The sequence below is a fragment of the Sinorhizobium fredii genome, assembly GCF_002944405.1.
GTDB lineage: Bacteria > Pseudomonadota > Alphaproteobacteria > Rhizobiales > Rhizobiaceae > Sinorhizobium > Sinorhizobium fredii_C.
This window is the reverse complement of sequence record NZ_CP024307.1, coordinates 1,494,729-1,519,412: the sequence shown is the minus strand read 5'-3', so window position 1 is coordinate 1,519,412 and position 24,684 is coordinate 1,494,729. Positions and strand designations below refer to the sequence as shown.

The following is a 24,684-nucleotide window of genomic DNA, read 5'->3' as shown; positions in this document are numbered from 1 at the left end:
CGTCATGAGTTCCGGTCGCGGCGCAGTTTCGCCCACCATTCGAGCCGCTTGCGGATGTCCCGTTCGAAGCCCCTCTCCGGAGGATCATAGAAGATCCTGCGCCCCATTTTCTCGGGGAAATAGTCCTGGCCGGAAAAGGCATCCGGTTCGTCATGATCGTAACGGTAGCCCTCGCCGTAGCCCTCCCCCTTCATGAGCTTGGTCGGGGCGTTGAGAATATGCTTCGGCGGCAGCAGCGAGCCGTTTTCCTTGGCGGCGCGCATCGCCCCTTTGTAGGCCGTGTAGAGGGCGTTCGATTTCGGCGCGGTGGCGACATAGACGCAGGCTTGCGCCAGCGCCAGTTCCCCTTCGGGCGAACCGAGATAGTCATAGGCATCCTTGGCGGCGTTGCAGATCACCAGCGCCTGCGGATCGGCAAGGCCGATATCCTCGACAGCCATGCGCACCAGCCGCCTGCCGATATACAAAGGATCCTCGCCCGCATCGAACATCCGGCAGAGGTAATAGAGCGCCGCATCCGGATCGGATCCGCGAACCGACTTGTGGAGCGCCGAAATCAGATTGTAGTGGCCGTCCTGGCCCTTGTCGTAAACCGGCGCGCGGCGCTGGACGATTTCCCGCAACGCTTCGGCGTCGAATATCTCGTCCTTGCGCGCCGCCCGCCACACCTCCTCGGCCAGCGTCAGCACGGCCCGGCCGTCACCATCCGCCATGCGGATCAGGCTCGCCCGGGCGTCCTCGTCGAGCGGCAACGGCCTACCTTCCGTTTGCTCCGCCCGCTTCAGGAGTTCCTCGAGGCTCGCCTCGTCATGCGGCTTAAACGTCAGCACCCGCGCCCGCGACAGGAGCGCGGCGTTGAGTTCGAATGACGGATTCTCCGTGGTGGCGCCGACCAGAATGACGGTCCCGTCTTCCATCACCGGTAGGAAACTGTCCTGCTGGGCGCGGTTGAAGCGATGGATCTCATCGACGAAGAGCAAGGTCTGGCGTCCCGACATGCGTCGGGCGCGCGCCGACTCGAAAACCTTCTTCAGGTCGGCGACGCCGGAAAAGATCGCCGAGATCTGCTCGAAGGCGAGACCGGCCTCTCCCGAAAGCAGCCGGGCGACGGTGGTCTTCCCGGTGCCCGGCGGTCCCCAGAAGATCATCGAACCGAGCGAGCCAGAGGCGATCATCCGCGTCAGGGCGCCGTCCGCCCCCGTCAAGTGCTCCTGCCCGGTCACTTCGGCGAGCGTGCGCGGCCGCAGCCGATCGGCCAGCGGTCTTGCCGAGGCCATCTCCGGCGGTTCAACGGGGGAAAAGAGGTCGCTCATCGGAAGAACTGTCTGATAAGCTGGCCGTCGCGCTCGATCTCAACGCGCCAGAACGAGGCATCTTCGGCAACGACGCTTTCCAGCGTTTTCGAGTTGTCGATCGGCGTTCCATTGACGGAGCGTACGATATCTTTCGGCTCGAGGCCAATGCGCGCCGCCGGCGAGCCGCGGTTGACCTCGGTCACGACGACCCCCTTGAGCGACGTCGGCATGCGCAGCTCATCCGCAAGGCGCGGCGAAAGATTGGCGACGACGGCGCCGGCAAAGGGGTTCCGCCCCTCGATCAGCCGTTCGTCGCGCGGCGCGGTTTCCGGCGCCTGCTCCAGCTTCAGGGTGATGTCGTGCGCCTCGCCGTGTTCGCTCACTGTCACGCGCGCTTCATGGCCGATGCCGACGGTCGTCAAACGGTAGCCGAGGGCATCCGGATGCTCCACCGAAATACCGTTTACAGCCGTCACCACCTGCCCCGGCTTCATGCCGGCATTTGCCGCCGGTCCGTCCGGCTGGACGGCAGCCACCAGGGCGCCGCGGGCACGATCGAGTCCGAGCGCCTCGGCGACATCGGAGGTAACCGGCTCGAAAGTCGCGCCGACGAAGGGACGGACGAAGGAACCGCCGCCGCCCTCCGCGGAGGCGACGAAGACCTTGACCAGATTTGCGGGGATGGCGAACCCCACGCCGTTCGATCCCCCGCCCCGCGAAAAGATCGCGGTGTTGATGCCGATCAGCTCACCCTTCATGTTGATCAGTCCACCGCCAGAGTTGCCCGGATTGATCGCCGCGTCGGTCTGGATGAAGAAACCGAAATCTCCGTTGGAGATCTGGTTGCGGGCAAGCGCCGAAACGATGCCGCTCGTCACCGTCTGCCCGACCCCGAACGGATTGCCCATCGCCAGCACGAGGTCGCCGACCTCCACTGCGTCCGAATCACCGATCGGGATGACGTCAAAAGGACCATCTGCTTCGATCTTGAGGACCGCGAGGTCGAGTCGGTCGTCCTTGAGGACGATCTTGCACGGATACTCACGCCCGTCGGCGAGCGCCACCTTGATGTCGTCGGCCCCCTCGATGACGTGATTGTTGGTAACGACGATGCCGTCGCGGCGGACGATTACGCCGGAGCCGAGCGACGATTGCTTCTCCGTGCGGTTCGGCATGCGCTGGCCGAAAAACTCCTCGAAGAATGGATCGATCGATCGCCGCTCGACGACCCGCTCGGCATAGACATTCACCACGGCATTCGCGGTCTGCTTGACCAGCGGCGCGAAGGAGAGCTGCATTTCCGTGTGGGATTGGGGGACGGTCCTGGCGTCCTGCGCTACGGCCGGTGTCGACATGGCAATCGCAAAAACAAGAGCCGGCAGGGCTCGACGGCCAAAAATCATGAAGCATTCTCCCTTTCATTGCCGCTAGTTCAGATAGGATTTCGCAACAAAAAAGGCAAACGCGAGGCTGCCGCTCGATGATGACGCACGCTCGCGATTTCAACCGCTTTTTCAGACTTTTTCCCGCGGCCTTGCCATGAAATCATCGCGGCGCTTTTCCCGCTCACGCGCCGTGCACGAAAACGTGGTCTCCCCCATCTTTTCCGGTGATCGAATCTCTGGTCATCTGGCCGAGATCAGCTTTCAATCCCTGTCGAGGAAGCACCATGCCCGCCTACCGCCCGCCGCGGATCGCCGCGTCCGAAATCACCCCGGAGCCCTTCTTCCTCGATCGCCGCCGCTTTCTCGCCGCTGCAGGTGGCCTCGTTCTCGGCGGGGCCGGCCTGGCCGAGGCGGCAGAGCTCAAGGCTTCGAGCAGTCGTTACAAGGTCGAGGAGGCCTTAACGCCCGAAAAGGACGTGACCTCCTACAATAATTTCTATGAGTTCGGCACGGGAAAGGGCGACCCCGCCGCCAATTCGGGCGGCTTCAAGCCGGCACCCTGGCGGGTGAAGGTCGACGGCCTCGTCGGCAAGCCGCGGGAGTTCGGCCTCGAAGAACTGCTGGCCCTTCCGCTTGAAGAGCGTACCTACCGAATGCGCTGCGTCGAAGCCTGGTCGATGGTGATCCCCTGGGTCGGCTTTCCGCTGGCAAGTCTCCTCGACAAGGTCGAACCGCTCGGCAGCGCGAAGTACGTTGCATTCGAAACGGTGGTGCGGCCTGAGGAGATGCCCGGCCAATCCGGTTACTTCCAGCCGCTGCCCTGGCCCTATCGCGAGGGCTTGCGGCTCGATGAAGCACGCCACCCTCTGACAATTCTCTCCGTCGGCCTTTATGGCAAGACGCTGCCGAACCAGAACGGCGCGCCAATACGGCTGGTGGTCCCGTGGAAATACGGTTTCAAGGGAATCAAGTCGATCGTCCGCATTTCGCTTTCCGAAACGCCGCCGCCTTGCACCTGGAACCTTGCCGCACCGGATGAGTACGGCTTCTATGCCAATGTGAACCCGGCGGTCGATCACCCGCGCTGGAGCCAGGCAACGGAAAACCGGATCGGCGAAGGCGGCTTCTTCGGCTCCAATCGCCGCGACACCCTCCCCTATAACGGCTATGCCGACGACGTCGCGGGCCTGTATTCCGGCATGGATCTCAGGGTAAACTTCTGACCATGGCCTTCGTACCCGCCTTGCCCAAGCGCTTTCACGGCCCCTCGGTCTGGGCGCTCTACGCGCTGGGCCTCATTCCCGCGGCATGGGCATTCCATCTCGGCGCAACCGGCAGGTTACCTGGCAATGCCGTCAAGGAATTCGAGCACCTGCTTGGCCTGTGGGCGCTGCGTTTCCTTGTGGCGACGCTGACGATCACACCGCTTCGCGATCTCTTCGGCCTCAACTGGCTAAGATACCGCCGCGCCCTCGGCCTGCTCGCCTTCTATTACGTGCTGATGCACTTCACCGCCTACATGCTGCTCGACCAGATGCTGCGCATCCCGGCCATCGTCGCCGACATCGCCCGCCGCCCCTTCATAACCATCGGCATGGCGGCCCTGGTCATGCTGATCCCCTTGGCGCTCACCTCGAACAATTGGTCGATCCGCAAGCTCGGCCAGCGGTGGAACAAGCTTCACCGGCTCGCCTATGTGATCGCCGCGGCCGGCGCGCTGCATTTCGCCATGGCCGTCAAGGTCGTAGGGCCGGAGCAAGTGCTCTACATCGTCCTCGTCACGCTCTTGCTCGCCTGGCGGGCGGTGCGAACGCCGTTCCTGCGGTGGAAACGGCAACGGACGGCAGGGACACGACCTCACCCTGCAACGCAAAAAGCGGCCGGGTGAAATCTCACCCGGCCGCCTCAGATCGTTTGGGAAGCTACCTTTATCAGGCTGCTTCTGCTGCTTCCGCTTCGGCGGCGACGCGAGCGCGATCCTTGGCGCCCTTGGCATCGACATCGCGGTCAACGAATTCGATGACGGCGAGCGGAGCATTGTCGCCCTGGCGGAAGCCCGCCTTCATGATGCGCAGGTAGCCGCCGTTGCGGGTGGCGTAGCGCGATGCGATCGCGTCGAACAGCTTCGCGACGACAGCAACGTCGCGGATCTGCGAGATCGCCTGACGGCGGGCATGCAGGTCGCCGCGCTTGCCGAGCGTGACGAGCTTCTCGACGATCGGGCGGATTTCCTTGGCCTTCGGCAGGGTCGTGACGATCTGCTCGTGCTCGATCAGCGACGCTGCCATGTTGGCGAACATCGCCTTGCGGTGGCTGGCGGTTCTATTCAGCTTGCGGCCGGCTTTACCGTGGCGCATGGCTATTCTCCTTCACTTGCAGGCATCCGCCCGCAGTCTAAATGGTTAATACTGGTCTTCGTAACGCTTGGCGAGATCTTCGATGTTCTCCGGCGGCCAGGACGGCACTTCCATGCCGAGATGCAGGCCCATGGAAGCGAGAACTTCCTTGATCTCGTTGAGCGACTTGCGACCAAAGTTCGGCGTCCGGAGCATTTCCGCTTCGGTCTTCTGAATGAGGTCGCCGATATAGACGATGTTGTCGTTCTTCAGGCAGTTGGCCGAACGGACGGAGAGTTCCAGTTCGTCGACCTTCTTGAGAAGCGCCGGGTTGAAGGCGAGCTCGGTGACTGCTTCTTCCTCGGCTTCCTTCTGCGGCTCGTCGAAGTTGACGAAGACCGACAGCTGGTCCTGAAGAATGCGGGCGGCAAAGGCGATCGCGTCCTCGCCGGTGACGGAGCCGTCGGTCTCGATCGACATCGTCAGCTTGTCATAGTCGAGAACCTGACCTTCGCGGGTGTTCTCAACCTTGTAGGACACTTTCTTGACCGGCGAATAGAGGCTGTCGACCGGGATGAGACCGATCGGCGCATCTTCCGAACGGTTACGCTCAGCCGGCACGTAGCCCTTGCCATTGTTGACGGTGAATTCCATGCGGATTTCGGCGCCCTCGTCGAGGGTGCAGATCACATGGTTCGGGTTGAGGATCTCGATGTCGCCAACCGTCTGGATGTCACCGGCCGTCACGACGCCCGGGCCCTGCTTGCGCACGACCATGCGCTTGGAATCGTCGCCATCCATCTTGATGGCGATTTCCTTGATGTTGAGCACGATGTCCGTCACATCCTCCCGGACGCCCGGGATGGAGGAGAACTCGTGCAGCACGCCGTCGATCTGCACCGCGGTGACTGCCGCACCGCGCAGCGACGACAAAAGCACGCGACGAAGCGCGTTGCCGAGGGTCAGACCGAAGCCGCGCTCAAGCGGTTCCGCCACCAGCGTTGCCTTGGTGCGGCCGGAGGAGGTGAAATCCACCTTGTTCGGCTTGATCAGTTCCTGCCAATTTTTCTGGATCATGTTTTCTGCCTTCCGTTCGTTGCCACCATCCAATCGTGGCAACCGAGCCCCGAAGACCGGGAGAACGCATCCGCGTCCTCACCGGAATCTTGAATACAAATGATCAGACGCGGCGCTTCTTGCGCGGACGGCAGCCATTGTGCGGGATCGGCGTCACGTCGCGGATCGACGTGATCATGAAGCCCGCGGCCTGCAGCGCGCGAAGGGCAGATTCACGGCCGGAACCCGGTCCGCAAACTTCCACTTCCAGCGACTTCATGCCGTGTTCCTGAGCCTTCTTGGCGCAGTCTTCGGCGGCGATCTGAGCGGCAAACGGGGTCGACTTGCGCGAACCCTTGAAGCCCTTCGCACCGGCGGACGACCAGGCGATTGCATTGCCCTGCGCGTCGGTGATGGTGATCATCGTGTTGTTGAACGACGAATTGACGTGCGCGACGCCAGACGTGATGTTCTTGCGCTCGCGGCGGCGAACGCGGGTGGCTTCCTTGGCCATAGGATCCCTTTCTTAGATCTCTGCACCGCCGTAATTCCAGCGGCTCCACCGGGAAAAGGATTGGTCGTCCCCTGCCCTGCAACTTCGATTTTCACAGAACCGGCACGCCGGCTCCGCATACGTTTTCGCCGAACCGAGCGGTCCGGCACAGGTCGGACAAATCGCCCTTCCCAAACTGCAAAAGGAGGCCGGCGCGGACGCCAGCCTCCCGCTTTCCCTTTTCGGGAAATTACTTCTTCTTGCCGGCGATCGCCTTTGCCGGACCCTTGCGGGTACGGGCATTGGTGTGCGTACGCTGGCCGCGCACCGGCAGGCCGCGACGATGACGCAGGCCGCGGTAGCAGCCAAGGTCCATCAGGCGCTTGATGTTCATCGCCGTTTCGCGACGCAGGTCACCCTCGACCTGGTAATCGCGGTCGATGGTCTCACGGATCTGAAGGACTTCGGCGTCCGTCAGCTGGTGCACGCGGCGGTCAGCCGGGATGCCGACCTTCTCGGTGATCTCCTTCGCGAATTTCGGTCCGATCCCATGAATATAGGTCAGCGCGATGACGACGCGCTTTGCCGTCGGGATGTTGACGCCAGCGATACGTGCCACGTCTATTCTCCTTGCGTTCCAGTTGCCATCCGGCAATAGGTGCTTCGTTACGCGACCTCGAAGAGCCGCACGTTAATTGAGGTTCGAGACACGTCAAAAACGACCGTACCCGGACTTCCTTGTTTTGAAGACCGCGCCGATCGCTTCGCATGTCGCGAGTTGACGCTGTCTTTGGAGGAATCACCCGGAAAAGTCAACTCCCCGGCGCTTCCATTTTGGCAAAGGCGCAGCCTATGCCAGAATCTTGTCGATCTCGGCGGTGACCGCTCTCACGTCCGCCATCCCGTCCACGGTCTTCAACTGACCGGTGCGGGCATAATGGTCCGAAAGCGGAGCCGTCTTTTCCCGGTATTCCGTCAGCCGCTTTTTGAAGGCCTCGGGATTGTCGTCGGAGCGCACCGTGCCACCGGCGGCAACGGTTTCCGCCACGCGATTCTCCATGCGCCGGACAAGGGCTGCCTCGTCGACCTTCAACTCGATGACCGCATCCAGTTTCAGGCCTTTGCTCTCAAGCATCCGGTCGAGCGCAATCGCCTGCGGAACCGTGCGCGGATAGCCGTCGAGGATGAAGCCCTTGGCGCAGTCCGCAGCGTCGATGCGGTCGGAGACGATTTCATTGACGATCTCATCGGAGACCAGCTGGCCGGCATCCATGACCGCTTTCGCGCGCTTGCCGACCTCGGTCGCCTGGGCAACGGCGGCCCGGAGCATGTCCCCTGTGGAAAGCTGCGGGATGCCGTATTTCTCCGTCAGAAGCTTGGCCTGCGTACCCTTGCCAGCGCCCGGCGGTCCCAAAAAAATAAGTCTCATCGTCCCCTCTTTCCTCCGCGCAGCTTCGACTTCTTGATCAGCCCCTCATACTGCTGGGCAATGAGGTGACCCTGGATCTGTGCTACCGTATCAAGGGTGACGCTGACAACAATCAAAAGCGACGTACCACCAAGGTAGAACGGCACACCAGTCTGCGAAATGAGGATTTCGGGCAGAATGCAGACGAAAATCAGGTAAATCGCACCGACTACAGTGATACGTGTCAGCACGTAGTCGATGTATTCGGCCGTGCGCTCACCGGGGCGAATCCCCGGAATGAAGCCACCGTGCTTCTTCAGGTTATCGGCTGTGTCCTTCGGATTGAAGACGATCGCGGTGTAGAAGAAAGCGAAGAAGGCAATCATCGCGCCGTAGAAGAACATGTAGAGCGGCTGGCCGTGCGCCAGCGCCCCGACGATGGCGGTCGCCCAGCCGGGCAGCGTCGCGGCATTGGCGAAGCCGGCAAGCGTTGCGGGCAGCAGCAGCAGCGACGAGGCGAAGATCGCCGGGATGACGCCCGAGGTGTTGAGCTTCAGCGGCAGGTGGGACGTGTCGCCCTGGAACATGCGGTTGCCGACCTGGCGCTTCGGATACTGGATCAGCAAGCGGCGCTGGGCGCGCTCGACGAAGACGATTAGGGCAATGACCGCAACCACCATGACGATGATCGCCAGGATCAGCGGCGTCGAGAGGGCGCCGGTGCGGCCGAGCTCAAGGGTTCCGGCAAGCGCCGTCGGCAGATGGGCGACGATGCCGGCGAAGATGATCAGCGAAATGCCGTTGCCGATGCCGCGCGAAGTGATCTGCTCGCCGAGCCACATCAGGAACATCGTGCCACCGAGCAGCGAAATCACCGTCGAAATCCGGAAGAACCAGCCCGGATCGTTGACGAGGCCGCTACCGCTCTCGAGACCCACGGCAATGCCGTAGGCCTGCAAGGCGCCGAGCAGCACCGTGCCGTAGCGGGTATACTGGTTGATGACCTTGCGGCCCTGCTCGCCTTCCTTCTTCAACTGTTCGAGCGCCGGGACGACCGAGGTCATCAGCTGCACGATGATCGAAGCGGAGATATAGGGCATGATGCCGAGCGCGAAGATCGCCATGCGCTCCACTGCACCGCCCGAGAACATGTTGAAGAGGCCGAGGATGCCGCCGGCCTGGCCCTGGAAGGCCTGGGCGAACGCGGCCGGGTTGAGGCCGGGCAGCGGGATATAGGTGCCAAGACGGTAAACCAGAAGCGCACCGAGGGTGAACCAGAGCCGTTTCTTCAGATCTTCCGCCTTCGCGAAAGTCGAAAAATTCAGGTTCGAGGCGAGCTGTTCCGCTGCAGAAGCCATGCAATTCTCCGCGTACCAAGTCTCGGAAACAGCGGGAGAAACCCGGTCAGTTCCGGCAAGAGTAAGTCTTCGTCGATGAAAACCGGGCGCGAGGCGATTGTCGCTGCAATCGGATGCCTCACCGTGGTTTCCGTTGTGTCCCTTTCGCGGCAAGTGATTCGCCGCCCTCGGACGTGAGGCTCACATATGGGAGCAAAACCGCCCGGCGTGAAGCACCCCGGGCGGTTCATCAGTCATATTATTCCGCAGCGGCGGCTGCCAGCAGCTTCACCGAGCCGCCGGCCTTTTCGATCTTCTCGACGGCCGGCTTGGAAGCGCCTGCGACTTCGAGCGAAATCTTCGCCTTCAGCTCGCCGTCGGCGAGGACACGAACGCCATCCTTCTCGCGACGGATGACGCCGGCCGCCTTCAGGGCAGCCGCATCGACGATCTTCGAGGCGTCGAGCTTTTTGGCATCGATTGCCGTCTGGATACGGCCGAGCGACACGACAACAAACTCCGAAGCGAAGATGTTGTTGAAGCCGCGCTTCGGCAGACGGCGGTAGATGGGCATCTGACCGCCTTCGAAGCCGTTGATCGCCACGCCGGAACGGGCCTTCTGGCCCTTCACGCCGCGGCCGGCGGTCTTGCCGGAACCGGAGCCGATACCGCGGCCAAGACGCTTGCGGCTCTTGGTTGCGCCTTCGTTGTCTTTGATTTCATTCAGTTTCATATCTCGATCCCCCTCACTTCTCGTCGACGACGCGAACGAGGTGCTGGACGGCCCGGATCATGCCGCGAACGGCCGGAGTGTCCTCCAGCGTGCGAACCCGGTGCATCTTGTTGAGGCCCAGACCGATGAGCGTCTGACGCTGTACGGCGGGACGGCGGATGGGGCTACCAATCTGCTCGACGGTAACCGTCTTCTTGGCAACTTCTTTCTTAGCCATCTGTCAGCTCCCTTATTCTTCGGAAGCAGCGCCGGCGGCAACGCGACGGGCCTGGAGCGCGGCGTACTTCATGCCGCGCTGTGCCGCGATGTCCTTCGGGTGCATCTGGTTCTTGAGCGCGTCGAAGGTGGCGCGAACCATGTTGTAGGGGTTCGACGAACCGGTCGACTTGGCAACGACGTCGTGAACGCCGAGCGTTTCGAAGACGGCGCGCATCGGGCCACCGGCTATGATACCGGTACCGGGCTTGGCCGAGCGCAGCAGCACCTTGCCGGCGCCGTGGCGGCCGTTAACGTCGTGATGCAGCGTGCGGCCGCCGCGCAGCGGTACGAAGATCAGGTCGCGCTTGGCGGCTTCCGTCGCCTTGCGGATGGCCTCCGGCACTTCGCGTGCCTTGCCATGGCCGAAGCCGACGCGGCCCTTCTGGTCGCCAACGACGACGAGAGCGGCGAAACCGAAACGACGACCGCCCTTCACCACCTTGGCGACGCGGTTGATTGCGACGAGCTTATCGACAAATTCGCTGTCGCGCTCTTCGCGGTTCTGGCGATCTTCGCGAGAACCTCTTCTTTCTTGTGCCATTGTCCTCTTCCTTTTTCTTTTCCGGGTGCAATCGGCAGATTGACGAAAGTCGCCTCGGACGAGCCGAAGCGACCGGGTAATTGCGAGGCGGATCCGCCCGGACATCTCTGCCCGGGCGGCGAACCTTAGAAGTTCAGGCCGCCTTCGCGAGCTGCCTCGGCCAGCGCCTTGACGCGGCCGTGGTAGATGAAGGCGCCGCGATCAAAGACAACGTCCTTGACGCCTGCCTTGGAAGCGCGTTCGGCAAGGAGCTTGCCGACGGCTGCAGCTGCCGCCGTGTCGGCGCCGGTCTTCAATGACGACTTGAGATCTGCCTCGAGGGTCGAGGCAGCGGCAAGCGTCTTGCCGGCAACGTCATCGATGATCTGCGCATAGATGTTCTTCGACGAGCGATGAACCGACAGGCGCGGGCGGCCATTGGCGACCGCCTTGATTTGACGGCGCACGCGGCTGGCGCGACGCACAAGAGTATCTTTCCTGCTAGCCATTTCGCGTGATCCTTACTTCTTCTTGCCTTCTTTGCGGACGATCCGCTCTTCGGCATACTTGACACCCTTGCCCTTGTAGGGCTCGGGGCCGCGGTATTCGCGGATTTCCGCGGCTACCTGGCCGACCTGCTGCTTGTTGATGCCCGAAACGACGATTTCCGTCGGCTTCGGCACAGCGATCGTGATGCCTTCCGGCGCCTGGTAGACGACGTCATGGCTGAAGCCGAGCGCCAGCTGCAGGTTCCTGCCCTGCATCGACGCGCGGTAGCCAACGCCGTTGATTTCGAGCTTGCGCTCGTAACCGTCCTTTACGCCCTTGAAGATGTTCTCGATCATCGTGCGGGACATGCCCCACTTTGCACGAGCATCCTTGGTTTCATTGAGCGGCTGAACGACAACCGCATTGTTTTCGAGCTTCACCGAAACTTCGTCGTTTGCGACGAAGAACAGTTCGCCCTTCGGGCCCTTTGCCGTTACCTTCTGGCCATCGACGTTAGCCGTGACGCCTGCCGGAACCTGAACGGGCTTCTTACCGATACGAGACATTGTTATACCTGTCTGTTCGCTATGGAGATCCTGCCCGGTCTTAGAAGACCGAGCAAAGAATCTCGCCACCAACATTCTGTTCGCGTGCCTGGTGATCGGCCATCACGCCCTTCGGTGTCGAAAGGATGGTGATGCCGAGGCCGTTCGCGACCTGCGGAATGGACTTGACCGAGACATAAACCCGGCGGCCCGGCTTGGAGACGCGCGAGATCTCACGGATCACGGAGGCGCCTTCGTAGTATTTCAGTTCGATGTTCAGCTCGGCCTTGCCGTTGCCAAACTCGACTTCAGAATATCCGCGGATATAGCCTTCGGCCTGAAGGACATCCAGAACGCGCGCGCGAAGCTTGGAAGCCGGCGTGGACACGCTCGACTTGCGGCGAGCGGCGCCGTTGCGGATACGGGTGAGCATATCGCCCAAAGGATCAGTCATTGCCATGTACCCGTCTCCTTACCAGCTCGACTTGACGATGCCCGGCACCTTGCCGAGATTGCCCAGTTCGCGAAGCGCGATACGCGACATGCGAAGCTTGCGATAGTAGGCGCGCGGACGGCCGGTCACTTCGCAACGGTTGCGGATGCGGGTCTTCGACCCATCCCGGGGCAGTTCTGCCAGCTTGAGGGTGGCCTTGAACCGCTCTTCGATCGACAAAGACTGGTTCATGATGATTGCCTTGAGGGCCGCACGCTTCGCGGCTTGTCCGGCAACCAGTTTGCGGCGGCGCTTGTTCTTTTCAACTGCGCTCGTTTTCGCCATAACAGTTATCCTTCTTTACGCTTGTCGTTACGGATTACTGACGGAACGGGAAGTTGAACTCTGCAAGCAGAGCGCGCGCTTCGTCGTCGTTAGTTGCCGTCGTGCAAACGATGATGTCCATGCCCCACATCTGATCAACCTTGTCGTAGTTGATCTCAGGGAACACAATGTGCTCCTTGACGCCCATGGCGAAGTTGCCACGACCATCGAAGGACTTCGGATTGAGACCGCGGAAGTCGCGAACACGCGGAAGAGCGATGTTCACGAGACGATCCAGGAACTCATACATCCGAACGCCGCGCAGGGTAACCTTGGCACCAATCGGCATGCCTTCGCGCAGCTTGAAGCCAGCGATGGAGTTGCGAGCGCGGGTGATCACCGGCTTCTGGCCGGCAATCGCAGCGAGGTCGGCAGCAGCAACGGACGGCTTCTTGGAATCGCCGGTCGCTTCGCCAACACCCATGTTGATGACGATCTTGTCGAGACGCGGGATCTGCATTTCGTTGGCGTAGGAGAACTTCTCCTGCATCGCCTTGCGGATGCGCTCCACATATTCCTTCTTGAGCCGCGGCTCATAAGCGGTCTTAGCCATCGATCACTTCTCCCGAACGCTTGGCCACGCGGACCTTCTTGTCACCATCGATCTTGAAACCGACGCGGGTCGGCTTGCCGTCCTTCGGATCGGCGACCGCGATGTTCGAAAGGTGGATCGGGGCTTCCTTGTTGATGATGCCGGCTTCCTGGCTCTGGGTCTGGCGCTGGTGACGCTTCACCATATTGACGCCACGCACGACAGCCTTGTCTTCCTTCGGCATGACCTGGATGACTTCGCCGGAACGGCCCTTGTCCTTACCGGTGAGTACGACGACCTTGTCGCCTTTGCGAATCTTTTGCATCTCTCAACGCTCCCTTAGAGTACTTCCGGAGCCAGCGAGATGATCTTCATGTGGTTCTTGGCGCGAAGTTCGCGCGGAACCGGTCCGAAGATACGGGTGCCGATCGGCTCTTTCTTGTTATCGATAAGAACGGCTGCGTTGGTGTCGAAGCGGATGACGCTGCCATCCGGACGGCGGATGTCCTTCGCGGTGCGAACGACAACTGCCTTCATGACATCACCCTTCTTCACGCGGCCGCGCGGAATGGCTTCCTTGATCGAAACGACGATGATGTCGCCGATCGACGCGTATTTGCGCTTGGAGCCGCCCAGCACCTTGATGCACATGACACGACGTGCGCCGGAATTATCCGCCACCTCGAGGTTTGTTTGCATCTGAATCATGTCAGGTCGCCTTCTTGTTGTTACCAGGCCGGTTGGGTCGAAACCCCCTCGCCCGGCTTATTGTGCTTATCTCAAAGCAAAAGAACGCCCGAACTCGAGCGTTCCTCTGCTTCAATTGCGTGCTTCATACAGATATTTGCCTGGGACGCAAGGGTCTGACGGGCAAAACCTGCAGAAATCAAGCCTGGGCGGAGACGACCGTCCAGCGCTTGTCCTTCGAAATCGGCGCGCATTCCTCGATGGAAACGACGTCACCGACCTTGTACTGGTTGTTCTCGTCGTGAGCCTTGTACTTCTTGGAACGACGAACGGTCTTCTGGAGGATCGGGTGCGCAAAGCGGCGCTCGACCCTGACGACGACGGTCTTGTCGTTCTTGTCGCTGACGACGGTGCCCTGCAGAATGCGTTTCGGCATTTTTTGTGGTCCTTAGGCCTTGGCTTCTGCCGCCTTCTGGCGGGCAATGGTTTTGATGCGTGCGATGTCCTTGCGGACTTCGTCAATACGCGAAGACTTCTCGAGCTGGCCGGTAGCCTTCTGGAAGCGCAGGTTGAACTGCTCCTTCTTCAGCTTGGCGAGCTCTTCCTTGAGCTGATCGGCGCTCAGAGCGCGAACATCTGCGGCTTTCATGAGCTTCACTCCTTACTCTGCGATACGCTGCACGAAGCGCGTCTTGACAGAGAGCTTGGCAGCGCCAAGACGAAGTGCCTCACGGGCGAGTTCTTCGTTGACACCATCGATCTCGAACATCATACGGCCGGGCTTGACCTTGCATGCCCAGTATTCAACCGAACCCTTACCCTTACCCATGCGGACTTCGGTCGGCTTGGCGGTGACCGGCACGTCCGGGAACACGCGGATCCAGACCCGGCCGGCGCGCTTCATGTGGCGGGTGATCGCGCGGCGGGCCGCTTCGATCTCGCGCGCATTGACGCGGTTCGGCTCCTGAGCCTTGAGGCCGAATTCGCCGAAGGCAAGATCAGAACCGCCCTTGGCTACGCCCTTGATGCGGCCCTTGAACTGCTTGCGATACTTCGTACGCTTTGGCTGCAACATTTTTTTACTTCTCCGATATTGGCTGCCACGCGCGAATGTTACGCGTTTTCACGACGACGGTCGCGACCGCCACCGCCCTGGTTGTCACTCTCGCTTGCACGGCGCTCGGAAGCCATCGGATCGTGCTCGAGGATTTCACCCTTGAAGATCCAGACCTTGACGCCGCAGATACCGAAAGCGGTTTCGGCTTCTGCCGTGCCGTAGTCGATGTCGGCGCGCAGCGTGTGCAGCGGAACGCGGCCTTCGCGATACCATTCGGTACGAGCGATTTCCGCCCCGCCGAGGCGGCCGGCGCAGGTGATCTTGATGCCTTCGGCGCCGAGGCGCATCGCCGACTGAACGGCGCGCTTCATCGCGCGGCGGAAAGCCACGCGGCGCTCGAGCTGCTGGGCGATCGATTGGGCGACCAGCGTTGCGTCGACTTCGGGCTTCCGCACTTCGACGATGTTGAGGTGCGTTTCCGAATTGGTCATCTCGGAAAGCTTCTTGCGCAGCTTTTCGATGTCGGCGCCCTTCTTGCCGATGATCAGACCCGGACGAGCCGAGTGGATCGTCACGCGGCACTTCTTGTGCGGACGCTCGATCACGACCTTGGCGATACCGGCGGCCTTCAGCTCTTCCATGAGATAGGCGCGGATCTTCAGGTCTTCGTGCAGGAGCTGGCCGTATTCGGCGTTGTCCGCGAACCAACGGCTGTCCCAGGTCCGGTTGATGCCGAGACGGAAACCGATCGGATTAATCTTCTGGCCCATTATGCGGCCTCCCCTTTGGCTTCCACTTCACGAACAACGATCGTCAAGTGCGAGAACGGCTTTTCGACGCGCGATGCACGACCGCGACCACGGGCGTGGAAGCGCTTCATCACGATCGACTTGCCAACGTAAGCTTCCGCGACGATGAGCGAATCAACGTCGAGGTCGTGGTTGTTCTCGGCATTCGCGATCGCGGATTCAAGCGTCTTCTTGACGGTGCCTGCGATGCGCTTGCGGGAGAATTCGAGTTCGGCCAGAGCGCGGTCGACCTTCTTGCCGCGGATCAGCGCGGCAACGAGGTTGAGCTTCTGGGGGCTGACGCGGATCGTGCGCGCAATGGCCTGCGCCTCATTATCCTTCAGCCGGCGTTCGGCTTTTGCCTTGCCCATTGTTACTTCCTCTTTGCCTTCTTGTCCGCACCATGACCGTAGTAGGTCCGGGTCGGAGAGAATTCACCAAACTTGTGTCCGACCATGTCTTCGTTGACGCTGACCGGGACGTGCTTGCTGCCGTTGTAGACGCCGAAGGTAAGGCCGACAAACTGCGGAAGGATCGTGGAGCGGCGGCTCCAAATCTTGATCACTTCGTTACGACCGCCTTCGCGGACCTTCTCAGCCTTCTTGAGAAGATAGCCGTCAACGAACGGACCTTTCCATACTGAACGAGTCATTCGAGACTTCCTCTCTTACTTCTTCTTCTGGTGCCGCGAGCGCATGATGAACTTGTCGGTCGACTTGTTGGAGCGCGTACGCTTGCCCTTCGTGGGCTTGCCCCACGGGGTAACCGGGTGACGGCCACCCGAGGTACGGCCTTCACCACCGCCGTGCGGGTGGTCAACCGGGTTCATGACGACGCCGCGTACGTGCGGGCGCTTGCCGCGCCAACGCGAACGGCCAGCCTTACCGTCATTGATGTTGCCGTGATCGGGGTTCGATACAGCACCGATCGATGCAAGGCAAGAGCCGTGCACCAGGCGCTGTTCGCCCGAGTTCAGGCGAAGGATCGCCATGCCCTGGTCGCGGCCGACGAGCTGCGCGTAGGTTCCGGCGGAGCGGGCGATCTGACCGCCCTTGCCCGGCTTCATTTCCACATTGTGGATGATGGAGCCGACCGGAATGAACTGCAGCGGCATGGTGTTGCCGGGCTTGACGTCGACAGCCTTGTCCGAAGCGATGACCTTGTCGCCGGCGGCAAGACGCTGCGGCGCCAGGATATAGGCCTGTTCGCCGTCGGCGTAGTTGACGAGCGCGATGAAGGCGGTGCGGTTCGGGTCGTATTCCAGACGCTCGACCGTGCCCTCGACGTCGAACTTGCGACGCTTAAAGTCGACAAGGCGGTAGGACCGCTTGTGACCGCCGCCCTGGAAGCGGACGGTGATGCGGCCCAGGTTGTTGCGACCGCCCTTGGAGGACAGGCCCTCGGTCAGCGCCTTGACCGGCTTGCCCTTGTAGAGGCCGGCGCGGTCCACGATGACCAGCTGGCGCTGGCTCGGCGTCGTCGGATTGAAACTTTTCAATGCCATTTTCTTGTTCCCTTTTGGGTTTTTACCCTAATGGGCCTATCCGTTAGAGACCGGTCGAGACGTCGATGGACTGACCTTCGGCGAGCGTGATGATCGCCTTCTTGACGTCCTTCTGCTTTCCGGCGAAACCGCGGAAGCGCTTCAGCTTACCCTTGCGGACGAGCGTGTTGACGGCCGTGACCTTGACGCCGAACAGGGCTTCGACTGCAGCCTTGATCTCAGGCTTCGAAGCGCCCTTGGCGACGTTGAAGACGACCTGGTTCTGTTCGGAAACCAGCGTCGACTTTTCGGTGATCGAGGGAGACACGATCACGTCGTAGTGGCGAAGATCCGTCATTTGAACCGCTCCTCCAGAGCTTCCACAGCAGCCTTGGAAAGCACCAGCTTGCCACGGCGCAGAATGTCGTAAACGTTGATGCCCTGGACCGGCAGAACGTCCACATTCGGGATGTTCTGGGCTGCGAGCTTGAAGTTGTTCTCGATCTCGGCGCCGCCGATGATCAGAGCGTTGGTCAGGCCAAGCGAGGCGAATGCGCCGGCGAGCGCCTTCGTCTTTGCTTCGTTGGCGACGAGATCGTCGAGGACGATGATCTCTTCTGCCTTGAGCTTGGCCGACAGCGCGTGGCGCAGGCCGAGCGCCCGGACCTTCTTCGGCAGGTCGTGCTCATGGCTGCGCACGACCGGGCCGTGAGCCTTGCCACCGCCGCGGAACTGCGGAGCACGTGCGGAGTGGTGGCGGGCGCGGCCCGTACCCTTCTGCTTGTACATCTTGGCGCCGGTGCGCGCGACTTCGGCGCGGCCCTTGGCCTTGTGCGTGCCCTGCTGGCGCTTGGCGAGCTGCCAGCGGACGACGCGGGCGATGATGTCTTCACGGGGTTCGAGGCCGAAAATGGCGTCAGAAAGGGAAACCTTTCCCGCGTCCTTGCCCTCGAGGGTTTTGACGGTGAGATCCATTATTCGGCTCCCTTACTTCTGTTCTGCGGCGCGCACAGCGGCCGGGCGCGGTGCGCCTTCCGGAGTGCCCGACTTGATTGCGTCGCGAACGACGATCCATGCGCCCTTGGAGCCGGGGACGGCGCCCTTGACCAGGATCAGGCCGCGATCTTCGTCGGTCGATACGACTTCGAGGTTCTGCGTGGTGACGCGCGTCTGGCCCATGTGACCAGCCATGCGCTTGCCCTTCCAGACGCGGCCCGGATCCTGGTTGGAACCGGTCGAACCATGCGAGCGGTGCGATACCGATACACCGTGCGTGGCGCGCAGACCGCCGAAGTTATGACGCTTGATGGCGCCGGCGAAACCCTTACCGATCGTGGTACCGGTGACGTCGACCAGCTGCCCAGCGACGAAATGGCCGGCCGTCAGTTCGGCGCCAATGTCGATCAGGTTGTCAGCGGTGACGCGGAATTCGACGAGCTTCGCCTTCGGCTCGACGCTCGCAGCGGCGAAATGGCCGCGCAGAGCCTTCGTCGTGTTCTTCACCTTGGAACGGCCGGCACCCAGCTGAACTGCGGTATAGCCGTTCTTTTCTTCGGTGCGGTGGGCCACTACCTGGCAGTTCTCCAGCCGCAAAACTGTTACCGGGATATGCTCGCCGGCGTCGTTGTAGACGCGGGTCATTCCCACTTTCTGTGCAATCACACCTGAACGCATCGGTTCACGCCTCTTGTTAAGGGTTCCCGTCCGGTGCATCCGCACCTTCCGGTTTCCTGTTCCTGGAAGCCGTTGGAGAAACTCCACGTACCTTCCTTGTTATTTCGGCTTGCGCCGGGATTCTTAAAGCTTGATCTCGACGTCGACGCCGGCGGCCAGATCGAGCTTCATCAGCGCATCAACCGTCTGCGGGGTCGGATCAACGATATCGAGAAGACGCTTGTGCGTGCGCATCTCGAACTGTTCGCGGCTCTTCTTGTCGACGTGCGGCGACCGGTTGACCGTGAATTTCTCAATCCGGGTCGGAAGCGGCACGGGCCCGCGCACACTCGCACCGGTGCGCTTGGCCGTCGACACGATTTCGCGCGTGGAGGCATCGAGGATCCGGTGATCAAACGCCTTGAGGCGGATGCGGATATTCTGGCCGTTCATTCGACTTGTCCTTGCTCGTGTTTCCCGTGTGCCTTTCGACGGCACACACTCAAACTTCTGAATTCGTTCGCTTAGCCGCTTCTTTCAAAAATCGCAGGGACACGGGCGACCATGTCCCTGCCGAAACGGCTCAAGCCGTTTTGTCGTTACTCGACGATGGAGGCGACGATGCCGGCGCCGACGGTGCGGCCGCCTTCACGGATAGCGAAGCGCAGCTTCTCTTCCATGGCGATCGGCACGATCAGCTCGACGTCGACCGTCACGTTGTCGCCCGGCATCACCATTTCCGTGCCTTCCGGCAGCGTCACGATGCCCGTCACGTCCGTCGTGCGGAAGTAGAACTGCGGGCGGTAGTTGGTGAAGAACGGCGTATGACGGCCGCCTTCTTCCTTCGTCAGGATGTAGGCTTCGGCCTTGAACTTGCGGTGCGGCTTGACCGAACCCGGCTTGCACAGAACCTGACCGCGCTCGACGCCGTTGCGGTCGACACCGCGCAGCAGCGCGCCGATGTTGTCGCCGGCCTGGCCCTGGTCGAGCAGCTTGCGGAACATTTCAACGCCCGTGCAGGTCGTCTTCGTCGTCGGACGGATGCCGACGATCTCGATTTCCTCACCGACCTTGACGATGCCGCGCTCGACGCGGCCGGTCACGACCGTGCCGCGGCCGGAGATCGAGAACACGTCTTCGATCGGCATCAGGAACGGCTGGTCGATCGGACGCTCCGGCGTCGGGATGTAGGCGTCGACAGCAGCCATCAGCTCGCGGATCGCGTCTTCGCCGATCTTCTTGTCGGAGTCTTCGAGAGCGGCAAGCGCCGAACCCTTGATGATCGGAATGTCGTCGCCCGGGAATTCGTAGGACGACAAGAGTTCGCGCACTTCCAGCTCGACGAGCTCGAGAAGCTCGGCGTCGTCGACCTGGTCGACCTTGTTCAGGAACACGACGATCGCCGGAACGCCGACCTGGCGGGCGAGCAGGATGTGCTCGCGGGTCTGCGGCATCGGGCCGTCGGCGGCGGACACAACCAGGATCGCGCCGTCCATCTGCGCCGCACCGGTGATCATGTTCTTGACGTAGTCGGCGTGGCCGGGGCAGTCGACGTGCGCATAGTGGCGGGCCGGCGTCTCGTATTCGACGTGCGCCGTCGAAATGGTGATGCCACGCGCCTTCTCTTCCGGCGCAGCGTCGATCTGGTCATACGCCTTGAATTCGCCGAAGTACTTGGTGATCGCTGCAGTCAGCGACGTCTTGCCATGGTCAACGTGGCCAATCGTGCCGATGTTGACGTGCGGCTTGTTGCGCTCGAATTTGCTCTTTGCCATTTTCGGCTCTCCGTTTCTTGTCCCTTAGAGGGGAAATCTTTTCATTCTGTTTCAGCGCGGGCGTATTGCGGTCACTTCTGGCCGGAATACTTCGCCTGGATTTCCTGCGCGACGTTCGACGGAACCGGCGCGTAGTGATCGAACAGCATCGTGTACTGAGCGCGGCCCTGCGACATCGAGCGCAGGTTGTCGACGTACTTGAACATGTTCGCGAGCGGTACATGGGCATTGATCACCACGGCGACGCCGCGCGATTCCTGACCTTGGATCTGGCCACGGCGAGAGTTCAGGTCGCCGATTACGTCGCCGACGTAATCTTCGGGCGTCACGACCTCGACCTTCATGATCGGCTCGAGGAGCTGAGCACCGGCCTTCTTCGCAGCCTCACGGAAGCAGGCACGCGAAGCGATTTCGAACGCCAGGACCGACGAGTCGACATCGTGGAACGCGCCGTCGATGAGGGTCGCCTTGACGCCGAGCATCGGGAAGCCGGCAAGCGGGCCCGACGACAGGACGCTTTCGATGCCCTTCTGAACGCCCGGGATGTATTCCTTCGGAACCGCACCGCCGACGATCTTGGATTCGAAGACGAAGTCCTCGCCCTCCGGGTTCGGTTCGAAGACGAGCTTGACGCGAGCGAACTGGCCGGTACCACCGGACTGCTTCTTGTGCGTGTAGTCTTCTTCGTGCTGACGCGTGATGGTTTCGCGGTAGGCAACCTGCGGAGCACCGACCGATGCTTCGACCTTGAACTCGCGACGCATGCGGTCGACGATGATGTCGAGGTGAAGCTCGCCCATGCCGGCAATGATCGTCTGGCCGGATTCCTCGTCGGTCTTGACGCGGAAGGACGGGTCTTCGGCAGCCAGGCGGTTGAGAGCGAGGCCCATCTTTTCCTGGTCGCCCTTGGTCTTCGGCTCGATGGCGATCTGGATGACCGGCTCCGGGAATTCCATGCGCTCGAGGATAACCGGCTTCAGCGGATCGCAGAGCGTGTCGCCGGTGGTGGTTTCCTTGAGGCCAGCGAGAGCAACGATGTCGCCGGCAAAGGCTTCTTCGATGTCTTCACGCGAGTTGGAGTGCATCTGCAGCATGCGGCCGACGCGCTCGCGCTTTTCCTTGACCGTGTTCATCACCGACGTGCCCTTTTCGAGCTTGCCGGAATAGATGCGGGCAAAGGTAAGCGAACCGACGAAGGGGTCGTTCATGATCTTGAAGGCCAGCATCGACAGCGGCTCGTTGTCGTCGGCCTTACGGGTGATTTCGCCCTCGGTCTTGACGTCGATGCCCTTGATCGCGGGAATGTCGATGGGCGACGGCAAGTAGTCGACGACGGCGTCGAGCAGCGGCTGAACGCCCTTGTTCTTGAAGGCCGTGCCGCAGAACATCGGATGGAACTTCACGTCGATGGTGCCGCGGCGAACCAGTTCACGGATCTTGTCGTTGTCCGGATAGGTGCCCTCCAGATAGGCTTCCATAGCCGCTTCGTCGATCTCGACAACCGTCTCGATCAGCTTCTCGCGGTATTCTTCAGCCTTTTCCTTCATGTCGGCCGGGATTTCGACGACGTCCCACTGGGCGCCGAGCGATTCGTCGCGCCAGACGAGGGCGTTCATTTCGATCAGGTCGACAACACCCTTGAATTCGCTTTCGGCGCCGATCGGCAGCTGCATGACAACAGCGGTCGCGCCGAGACGGGTCTTGATCATCTCGACGGAGCGGTAGAAGTCAGCGCCGGTCTTGTCCATCTTGTTGCAGAAGATCATGCGCGGAACATGGTACTTCTCGGCCTGACGCCAGACGGTCTCCGTCTGCGGCTCGACGCCGGCGTTGGCATCGAGAAGCGCAATGGCGCCGTCGAGAACGCGCAGCGAGCGCTCGACTTCGATGGTGAAGTCGACGTGGCCGGGAGTGTCGATGATGTTGAAGCGGCGCATCTTGCCGTCACGGCCCTTCCAGAAGGTCGTGGTGGCTGCAGACGTGATCGTAATGCCGCGCTCCTGCTCCTGCTCCATCCAGTCCATCGTTGCGGCGCCGTCATGGACTTCGCCGATCTTGTGGGACTTGCCGGTGTAGTAAAGGATACGCTCGGTCGTCGTCGTCTTGCCGGCGTCGATATGCGCCATGATACCGAAATTTCGGTAGTCTTCGATTTTATATTCGCGAGCCATGGGTGACTGCCTTTCGAGACGTGTTGCCGTTACCAGCGGTAGTGCGAGAACGCACGGTTGGCATCGGCCATCTTGTGCGTGTCTTCGCGCTTCTTGACGGCGCTGCCACGGTTGTTTGCTGCGTCCATGAGTTCGCCGCAGAGGCGATCGACCATGGTCGTTTCGTTGCGCTTGCGTGCGGCCGCGATCAGCCAGCGGATGGCGAGGGCCTGGCGACGCTCCGGACGTACATCGACCGGCACCTGATAGGTAGCACCACCGACGCGGCGCGAACGCACTTCAACATGCGGAGCAATGTTGTCGAGAGCCGAATGGAACACGGCGATCGGCTCCTGCTTCAGCTTCGACTGCACCGCTTCGAAGGCACCATAGACGATGCTTTCTGCAACGGACTTCTTGCCGTCCAACATGATTGCGTTCATAAATTTCGTGACGACCAGATCACCGAACTTCGGATCCGGGTTGATCTCACGCTTTTCTGCTCTATGGCGTCGGGACATACTTTTCGTCTCTCAACTTTTTATCTGGTGACCAGCGAAATGGCGCCGGTTGCGATGTTATTTCGGACGCTTGGCGCCGTACTTCGAACGACGCTGCTTGCGGTTCTTCACACCCTGCGTATCGAGAACGCCGCGGATGATGTGGTAACGAACACCCGGAAGGTCCTTCACGCGGCCGCCGCGGATCATAACCACGGAGTGCTCCTGAAGATTGTGGCCTTCCCCGGGAATGTAGCCGATCACCTCGAAGCCGTTCGTCAGGCGGATCTTTGCAACCTTACGCAGAGCCGAGTTCGGCTTCTTCGGGGTCGTCGTGTAGACGCGGGTGCAAACGCCGCGCTTCTGCGGGTTTTCCTGCAGAGCAGGAACCTTGTTGCGCTTTACCTGTGCCTGACGCGGCTTGCGGATCAGCTGGTTTACGGTAGGCATGTAACCATCCCTTGCAAAAACTTGTCTCGTTACCCTCTCGGGCGGATCGGTACCGAACGCCTATGAAATGCGCAAAACGAGGGCCGATCCGCCTTTTCGCAGATGGCCCCGACAAAAGCAGAGGACGCGCTATCTCGCGCGTCTTGCGTGCAGCATTGTGTCTTCAGCGTGCGTTTGAACCTTGTTTGAGGCGAACTCCAGAACGCGACGTTCCGAACCAGCCAGCCTCACATGGGCTCTGATGCGGCGGGGTGTACTGATTTCAGGTCGATCCGTCAAGGGCAATTAACAAATATTCTCGCTCTTGCAGCCCTGATATGCCTGAAAAACAAGGCTTTGCGGCGCGCATCCCGCTTCCCGGGCAGGTCCGTGGCGCATTGAACATCGCCTTGGTCTCTGTCGTTAAAGAATCGGTAACACCAATCGGCGTTTCCACGAACCGTGAGTCAGCCCGATTCTCCAGACGTCTTGCAGCCCGGCGAAATTCGGCTTCTCAAGAAGAAGGCTCTCTCCTATTTCTTTCGCGGGGCGGGGAAACCGGGTTAAGGTTACCCGCAATCCGAACGAGGACCTTCCGATGCCCATCATGCCCGACAACGACAATTCACCCGAAGAGCCGCTGGTCTTCGTCATCATCGGCCGCGCCTACGAGAACGATCGCGACGAAGCGGGCGTGGAAATTCACGTGATGCTCCGGGCGCCGGATGACGACACCGCCGTGCGGGAAGCGCTGAATGCGCTTGCGGAGGAAGGATTCTTCCAGGCGGATCTCGATCAGATCGGCACGCTTACCGACATTCCCGACGAGGAGCCGCATGCGTCCGCCTACCAGGGCGCGCTCGAGGGCGAGGTGTCGATCATCCGCTTCGGCTGACCGAATTCCGACGAGGTGAGACGAGAAAGCCGCCCGGGACCTGGTCCGGGCGGCTTTGAATTT

The 24,684-nt window shown here is 61.2% G+C and carries 36 protein-coding genes; 3 read left to right on the top strand and 33 right to left on the bottom strand.

Features of this window, described 5'->3' with window-relative positions; translation table 11 throughout:
* Positions 1–2 precede the first annotated feature (2 nt).
* Positions 3–1,313 carry a replication-associated recombination protein A gene (locus NXT3_RS07360; RefSeq protein ID WP_037426926.1) on the bottom strand — a complete coding sequence of 437 codons (1,311 nt, stop codon included), beginning with the start codon at positions 1,311–1,313 and terminating at the stop codon, positions 3–5.
* Positions 1,310–2,698: a DegQ family serine endoprotease gene (locus NXT3_RS07355; protein WP_097527985.1), complete on the bottom strand. Its 1,389-nt coding sequence runs from the start codon at positions 2,696–2,698 to the stop codon at positions 1,310–1,312. The genes NXT3_RS07360 and NXT3_RS07355 overlap by 4 nt, the downstream gene beginning before the upstream one ends.
* 266 nt (positions 2,699–2,964) lie before the next feature.
* Here NXT3_RS07355 and msrP point away from each other — a divergent pair, with 266 nt between their 5' ends.
* Both msrP and msrQ read left to right on the top strand, forming a co-directional pair.
* A complete protein-coding gene (gene msrP, locus NXT3_RS07350; RefSeq protein ID WP_097527984.1) occupies positions 2,965–3,903 on the top strand; it encodes a protein-methionine-sulfoxide reductase catalytic subunit MsrP in 939 nt (312 codons plus the stop codon).
* 2 nt (positions 3,904–3,905) lie between these two features.
* Positions 3,906–4,568 carry a protein-methionine-sulfoxide reductase heme-binding subunit MsrQ gene (msrQ, locus tag NXT3_RS07345; RefSeq protein ID WP_097527983.1) on the top strand — a complete coding sequence of 221 codons (663 nt, stop codon included), beginning with the start codon at positions 3,906–3,908 and terminating at the stop codon, positions 4,566–4,568.
* Between the two features lie 43 nt (positions 4,569–4,611).
* Here the strand turns inward: msrQ and rplQ are convergent, their stop codons facing one another.
* The 31 genes from rplQ to rpsL all read right to left on the bottom strand — a co-directional run bounded on the left by rplQ (position 4,612) and on the right by rpsL (position 23,747).
* Positions 4,612–5,037: a 50S ribosomal protein L17 gene (gene rplQ, locus NXT3_RS07340; RefSeq protein ID WP_097527982.1), complete on the bottom strand. Its 426-nt coding sequence runs from the start codon at positions 5,035–5,037 to the stop codon at positions 4,612–4,614.
* A gap of 45 nt (positions 5,038–5,082) precedes the next feature.
* Positions 5,083–6,093: a DNA-directed RNA polymerase subunit alpha gene (locus NXT3_RS07335; RefSeq protein ID WP_012707773.1), complete on the bottom strand. Its 1,011-nt coding sequence runs from the start codon at positions 6,091–6,093 to the stop codon at positions 5,083–5,085.
* Positions 6,094–6,196: 103 nt separating this feature from the next.
* Positions 6,197–6,586, bottom strand: a complete 390-nt coding sequence (rpsK, locus tag NXT3_RS07330) for a 30S ribosomal protein S11 (RefSeq protein ID WP_003536496.1) — start codon at positions 6,584–6,586, stop codon at positions 6,197–6,199.
* Between the two features lie 229 nt (positions 6,587–6,815).
* A complete protein-coding gene (gene rpsM / locus NXT3_RS07325; RefSeq protein WP_026617375.1) occupies positions 6,816–7,184 on the bottom strand; it encodes a 30S ribosomal protein S13 in 369 nt (122 codons plus the stop codon).
* A 231-nt stretch (positions 7,185–7,415) separates the two neighbouring features.
* Positions 7,416–7,994, bottom strand: a complete 579-nt coding sequence (locus tag NXT3_RS07320) for an adenylate kinase (protein WP_104839027.1) — start codon at positions 7,992–7,994, stop codon at positions 7,416–7,418.
* Entirely contained in the window at positions 7,991–9,331 is a 1,341-nt protein-coding gene (gene secY / locus NXT3_RS07315) for a preprotein translocase subunit SecY (protein WP_037426908.1), read from the bottom strand. Before secY ends, NXT3_RS07320 begins: the two co-directional genes overlap by 4 nt.
* A 238-nt stretch (positions 9,332–9,569) precedes the next feature.
* Positions 9,570–10,043 carry a 50S ribosomal protein L15 gene (gene rplO / locus NXT3_RS07310; protein WP_037426907.1) on the bottom strand — a complete coding sequence of 158 codons (474 nt, stop codon included), beginning with the start codon at positions 10,041–10,043 and terminating at the stop codon, positions 9,570–9,572.
* Between the two features lie 13 nt (positions 10,044–10,056).
* Positions 10,057–10,260 (bottom strand): 50S ribosomal protein L30, encoded by a 204-nt coding sequence (gene rpmD / locus NXT3_RS07305; protein WP_026617379.1) that lies wholly within the window; start codon positions 10,258–10,260, stop codon positions 10,057–10,059.
* A gap of 12 nt (positions 10,261–10,272) precedes the next feature.
* A complete protein-coding gene (gene rpsE / locus NXT3_RS07300; RefSeq protein ID WP_104839026.1) occupies positions 10,273–10,842 on the bottom strand; it encodes a 30S ribosomal protein S5 in 570 nt (189 codons plus the stop codon).
* A 125-nt stretch (positions 10,843–10,967) separates the two neighbouring features.
* The gene (gene rplR / locus NXT3_RS07295; RefSeq protein WP_018239495.1) at positions 10,968–11,330 is read right to left on the bottom strand and encodes a 50S ribosomal protein L18; all 363 of its coding nucleotides are present in this window, start codon (positions 11,328–11,330) and stop codon (positions 10,968–10,970) included.
* A gap of 12 nt (positions 11,331–11,342) precedes the next feature.
* Entirely contained in the window at positions 11,343–11,876 is a 534-nt protein-coding gene (gene rplF, locus NXT3_RS07290) for a 50S ribosomal protein L6 (RefSeq protein ID WP_104839025.1), read from the bottom strand.
* Positions 11,877–11,916: 40 nt separating this feature from the next.
* Positions 11,917–12,315: a 30S ribosomal protein S8 gene (gene rpsH / locus NXT3_RS07285; RefSeq protein ID WP_037426899.1), complete on the bottom strand. Its 399-nt coding sequence runs from the start codon at positions 12,313–12,315 to the stop codon at positions 11,917–11,919.
* 12 nt (positions 12,316–12,327) lie between these two features.
* Positions 12,328–12,633 carry a 30S ribosomal protein S14 gene (gene rpsN, locus NXT3_RS07280; protein ID WP_012707764.1) on the bottom strand — a complete coding sequence of 102 codons (306 nt, stop codon included), beginning with the start codon at positions 12,631–12,633 and terminating at the stop codon, positions 12,328–12,330.
* A 34-nt stretch (positions 12,634–12,667) separates the two neighbouring features.
* Positions 12,668–13,225: a 50S ribosomal protein L5 gene (rplE, locus tag NXT3_RS07275; protein ID WP_018239492.1), complete on the bottom strand. Its 558-nt coding sequence runs from the start codon at positions 13,223–13,225 to the stop codon at positions 12,668–12,670.
* Positions 13,218–13,529 (bottom strand): 50S ribosomal protein L24, encoded by a 312-nt coding sequence (rplX, locus tag NXT3_RS07270; RefSeq protein WP_018239491.1) that lies wholly within the window; start codon positions 13,527–13,529, stop codon positions 13,218–13,220. The genes rplE and rplX overlap by 8 nt, the downstream gene beginning before the upstream one ends.
* Before the next feature lie 14 nt (positions 13,530–13,543).
* Positions 13,544–13,912 carry a 50S ribosomal protein L14 gene (rplN, locus tag NXT3_RS07265; RefSeq protein WP_037426895.1) on the bottom strand — a complete coding sequence of 123 codons (369 nt, stop codon included), beginning with the start codon at positions 13,910–13,912 and terminating at the stop codon, positions 13,544–13,546.
* A 178-nt stretch (positions 13,913–14,090) separates the two neighbouring features.
* A complete protein-coding gene (gene rpsQ, locus NXT3_RS07260) occupies positions 14,091–14,327 on the bottom strand; it encodes a 30S ribosomal protein S17 (RefSeq protein WP_018239490.1) in 237 nt (78 codons plus the stop codon).
* Between the two features lie 12 nt (positions 14,328–14,339).
* Positions 14,340–14,540 carry a 50S ribosomal protein L29 gene (gene rpmC / locus NXT3_RS07255; protein ID WP_011975176.1) on the bottom strand — a complete coding sequence of 67 codons (201 nt, stop codon included), beginning with the start codon at positions 14,538–14,540 and terminating at the stop codon, positions 14,340–14,342.
* A 12-nt stretch (positions 14,541–14,552) separates the two neighbouring features.
* On the bottom strand, positions 14,553–14,966 hold the full coding sequence (rplP, locus tag NXT3_RS07250; RefSeq protein WP_003536531.1) for a 50S ribosomal protein L16: 414 nt from the start codon (positions 14,964–14,966) through the stop codon (positions 14,553–14,555).
* A gap of 38 nt (positions 14,967–15,004) precedes the next feature.
* Positions 15,005–15,718 (bottom strand): 30S ribosomal protein S3, encoded by a 714-nt coding sequence (gene rpsC, locus NXT3_RS07245; RefSeq protein WP_037426884.1) that lies wholly within the window; start codon positions 15,716–15,718, stop codon positions 15,005–15,007.
* Complete coding sequence (gene rplV / locus NXT3_RS07240) at positions 15,718–16,107, bottom strand: 50S ribosomal protein L22 (protein ID WP_012707758.1); 390 nt, start codon at positions 16,105–16,107, stop codon at positions 15,718–15,720. Before rplV ends, rpsC begins: the two co-directional genes overlap by 1 nt.
* A gap of 2 nt (positions 16,108–16,109) precedes the next feature.
* Entirely contained in the window at positions 16,110–16,388 is a 279-nt protein-coding gene (gene rpsS, locus NXT3_RS07235) for a 30S ribosomal protein S19 (protein WP_018239488.1), read from the bottom strand.
* A gap of 15 nt (positions 16,389–16,403) precedes the next feature.
* Complete coding sequence (rplB, locus tag NXT3_RS07230) at positions 16,404–17,240, bottom strand: 50S ribosomal protein L2 (protein WP_018239487.1); 837 nt, start codon at positions 17,238–17,240, stop codon at positions 16,404–16,406.
* Positions 17,241–17,283: 43 nt separating this feature from the next.
* Positions 17,284–17,577, bottom strand: a complete 294-nt coding sequence (locus NXT3_RS07225; RefSeq protein ID WP_012707756.1) for a 50S ribosomal protein L23 — start codon at positions 17,575–17,577, stop codon at positions 17,284–17,286.
* Positions 17,574–18,194 carry a 50S ribosomal protein L4 gene (gene rplD / locus NXT3_RS07220; RefSeq protein ID WP_037383029.1) on the bottom strand — a complete coding sequence of 207 codons (621 nt, stop codon included), beginning with the start codon at positions 18,192–18,194 and terminating at the stop codon, positions 17,574–17,576. The genes NXT3_RS07225 and rplD overlap by 4 nt, the downstream gene beginning before the upstream one ends.
* Before the next feature lie 12 nt (positions 18,195–18,206).
* Positions 18,207–18,893: a 50S ribosomal protein L3 gene (rplC, locus tag NXT3_RS07215; protein ID WP_037383028.1), complete on the bottom strand. Its 687-nt coding sequence runs from the start codon at positions 18,891–18,893 to the stop codon at positions 18,207–18,209.
* Between the two features lie 123 nt (positions 18,894–19,016).
* The gene (gene rpsJ / locus NXT3_RS07210) at positions 19,017–19,325 is read right to left on the bottom strand and encodes a 30S ribosomal protein S10 (RefSeq protein WP_003507767.1); all 309 of its coding nucleotides are present in this window, start codon (positions 19,323–19,325) and stop codon (positions 19,017–19,019) included.
* 146 nt (positions 19,326–19,471) lie between these two features.
* Entirely contained in the window at positions 19,472–20,647 is a 1,176-nt protein-coding gene (gene tuf / locus NXT3_RS07205) for an elongation factor Tu (RefSeq protein ID WP_095677935.1), read from the bottom strand.
* A 71-nt stretch (positions 20,648–20,718) separates the two neighbouring features.
* The gene (gene fusA, locus NXT3_RS07200) at positions 20,719–22,818 is read right to left on the bottom strand and encodes an elongation factor G (protein ID WP_037427200.1); all 2,100 of its coding nucleotides are present in this window, start codon (positions 22,816–22,818) and stop codon (positions 20,719–20,721) included.
* A 29-nt stretch (positions 22,819–22,847) separates the two neighbouring features.
* A complete protein-coding gene (gene rpsG / locus NXT3_RS07195; protein ID WP_026612436.1) occupies positions 22,848–23,318 on the bottom strand; it encodes a 30S ribosomal protein S7 in 471 nt (156 codons plus the stop codon).
* 57 nt (positions 23,319–23,375) lie between these two features.
* The gene (gene rpsL, locus NXT3_RS07190; protein WP_003507760.1) at positions 23,376–23,747 is read right to left on the bottom strand and encodes a 30S ribosomal protein S12; all 372 of its coding nucleotides are present in this window, start codon (positions 23,745–23,747) and stop codon (positions 23,376–23,378) included.
* Between the two features lie 577 nt (positions 23,748–24,324).
* Between rpsL and NXT3_RS07185 the strand changes: the two genes are divergently transcribed.
* A complete protein-coding gene (locus tag NXT3_RS07185) occupies positions 24,325–24,621 on the top strand; it encodes a hypothetical protein (protein WP_037427197.1) in 297 nt (98 codons plus the stop codon).
* Positions 24,622–24,684: the final 63 nt, after the last annotated feature.

Coding starts and splice junctions, on each gene's coding strand:
- NXT3_RS07360 (WP_037426926.1), bottom strand. CDS start 1,313: ATGAGCGACCTCTTTTCCCCCGTTGAACCGCCGGAGATGGCCTCGGCA.
- NXT3_RS07355 (WP_097527985.1), bottom strand. CDS start 2,698: ATGATTTTTGGCCGTCGAGCCCTGCCGGCTCTTGTTTTTGCGATTGCC.
- msrP (WP_097527984.1), top strand. CDS start 2,965: ATGCCCGCCTACCGCCCGCCGCGGATCGCCGCGTCCGAAATCACCCCG.
- msrQ (WP_097527983.1), top strand. CDS start 3,906: ATGGCCTTCGTACCCGCCTTGCCCAAGCGCTTTCACGGCCCCTCGGTC.
- rplQ (WP_097527982.1), bottom strand. CDS start 5,037: ATGCGCCACGGTAAAGCCGGCCGCAAGCTGAATAGAACCGCCAGCCAC.
- NXT3_RS07335 (WP_012707773.1), bottom strand. CDS start 6,093: ATGATCCAGAAAAATTGGCAGGAACTGATCAAGCCGAACAAGGTGGAT.
- rpsK (WP_003536496.1), bottom strand. CDS start 6,586: ATGGCCAAGGAAGCCACCCGCGTTCGCCGCCGCGAGCGCAAGAACATC.
- NXT3_RS07320 (WP_104839027.1), bottom strand. CDS start 7,994: ATGAGACTTATTTTTTTGGGACCGCCGGGCGCTGGCAAGGGTACGCAG.
- secY (WP_037426908.1), bottom strand. CDS start 9,331: ATGGCTTCTGCAGCGGAACAGCTCGCCTCGAACCTGAATTTTTCGACT.
- rplO (WP_037426907.1), bottom strand. CDS start 10,043: ATGAAACTGAATGAAATCAAAGACAACGAAGGCGCAACCAAGAGCCGC.
- rpmD (WP_026617379.1), bottom strand. CDS start 10,260: ATGGCTAAGAAAGAAGTTGCCAAGAAGACGGTTACCGTCGAGCAGATT.
- rpsE (WP_104839026.1), bottom strand. CDS start 10,842: ATGGCACAAGAAAGAAGAGGTTCTCGCGAAGATCGCCAGAACCGCGAA.
- rplR (WP_018239495.1), bottom strand. CDS start 11,330: ATGGCTAGCAGGAAAGATACTCTTGTGCGTCGCGCCAGCCGCGTGCGC.
- rplF (WP_104839025.1), bottom strand. CDS start 11,876: ATGTCTCGTATCGGTAAGAAGCCCGTTCAGGTTCCGGCAGGCGTCACG.
- rpsH (WP_037426899.1), bottom strand. CDS start 12,315: ATGGCAATGACTGATCCTTTGGGCGATATGCTCACCCGTATCCGCAAC.
- rpsN (WP_012707764.1), bottom strand. CDS start 12,633: ATGGCGAAAACGAGCGCAGTTGAAAAGAACAAGCGCCGCCGCAAACTG.
- rplE (WP_018239492.1), bottom strand. CDS start 13,225: ATGGCTAAGACCGCTTATGAGCCGCGGCTCAAGAAGGAATATGTGGAG.
- rplX (WP_018239491.1), bottom strand. CDS start 13,529: ATGCAAAAGATTCGCAAAGGCGACAAGGTCGTCGTACTCACCGGTAAG.
- rplN (WP_037426895.1), bottom strand. CDS start 13,912: ATGATTCAGATGCAAACAAACCTCGAGGTGGCGGATAATTCCGGCGCA.
- rpsQ (WP_018239490.1), bottom strand. CDS start 14,327: ATGCCGAAACGCATTCTGCAGGGCACCGTCGTCAGCGACAAGAACGAC.
- rpmC (WP_011975176.1), bottom strand. CDS start 14,540: ATGAAAGCCGCAGATGTTCGCGCTCTGAGCGCCGATCAGCTCAAGGAA.
- rplP (WP_003536531.1), bottom strand. CDS start 14,966: ATGTTGCAGCCAAAGCGTACGAAGTATCGCAAGCAGTTCAAGGGCCGC.
- rpsC (WP_037426884.1), bottom strand. CDS start 15,718: ATGGGCCAGAAGATTAATCCGATCGGTTTCCGTCTCGGCATCAACCGG.
- rplV (WP_012707758.1), bottom strand. CDS start 16,107: ATGGGCAAGGCAAAAGCCGAACGCCGGCTGAAGGATAATGAGGCGCAG.
- rpsS (WP_018239488.1), bottom strand. CDS start 16,388: ATGACTCGTTCAGTATGGAAAGGTCCGTTCGTTGACGGCTATCTTCTC.
- rplB (WP_018239487.1), bottom strand. CDS start 17,240: ATGGCATTGAAAAGTTTCAATCCGACGACGCCGAGCCAGCGCCAGCTG.
- NXT3_RS07225 (WP_012707756.1), bottom strand. CDS start 17,577: ATGACGGATCTTCGCCACTACGACGTGATCGTGTCTCCCTCGATCACC.
- rplD (WP_037383029.1), bottom strand. CDS start 18,194: ATGGATCTCACCGTCAAAACCCTCGAGGGCAAGGACGCGGGAAAGGTT.
- rplC (WP_037383028.1), bottom strand. CDS start 18,893: ATGCGTTCAGGTGTGATTGCACAGAAAGTGGGAATGACCCGCGTCTAC.
- rpsJ (WP_003507767.1), bottom strand. CDS start 19,325: ATGAACGGCCAGAATATCCGCATCCGCCTCAAGGCGTTTGATCACCGG.
- tuf (WP_095677935.1), bottom strand. CDS start 20,647: ATGGCAAAGAGCAAATTCGAGCGCAACAAGCCGCACGTCAACATCGGC.
- fusA (WP_037427200.1), bottom strand. CDS start 22,818: ATGGCTCGCGAATATAAAATCGAAGACTACCGAAATTTCGGTATCATG.
- rpsG (WP_026612436.1), bottom strand. CDS start 23,318: ATGTCCCGACGCCATAGAGCAGAAAAGCGTGAGATCAACCCGGATCCG.
- rpsL (WP_003507760.1), bottom strand. CDS start 23,747: ATGCCTACCGTAAACCAGCTGATCCGCAAGCCGCGTCAGGCACAGGTA.
- NXT3_RS07185 (WP_037427197.1), top strand. CDS start 24,325: ATGCCCATCATGCCCGACAACGACAATTCACCCGAAGAGCCGCTGGTC.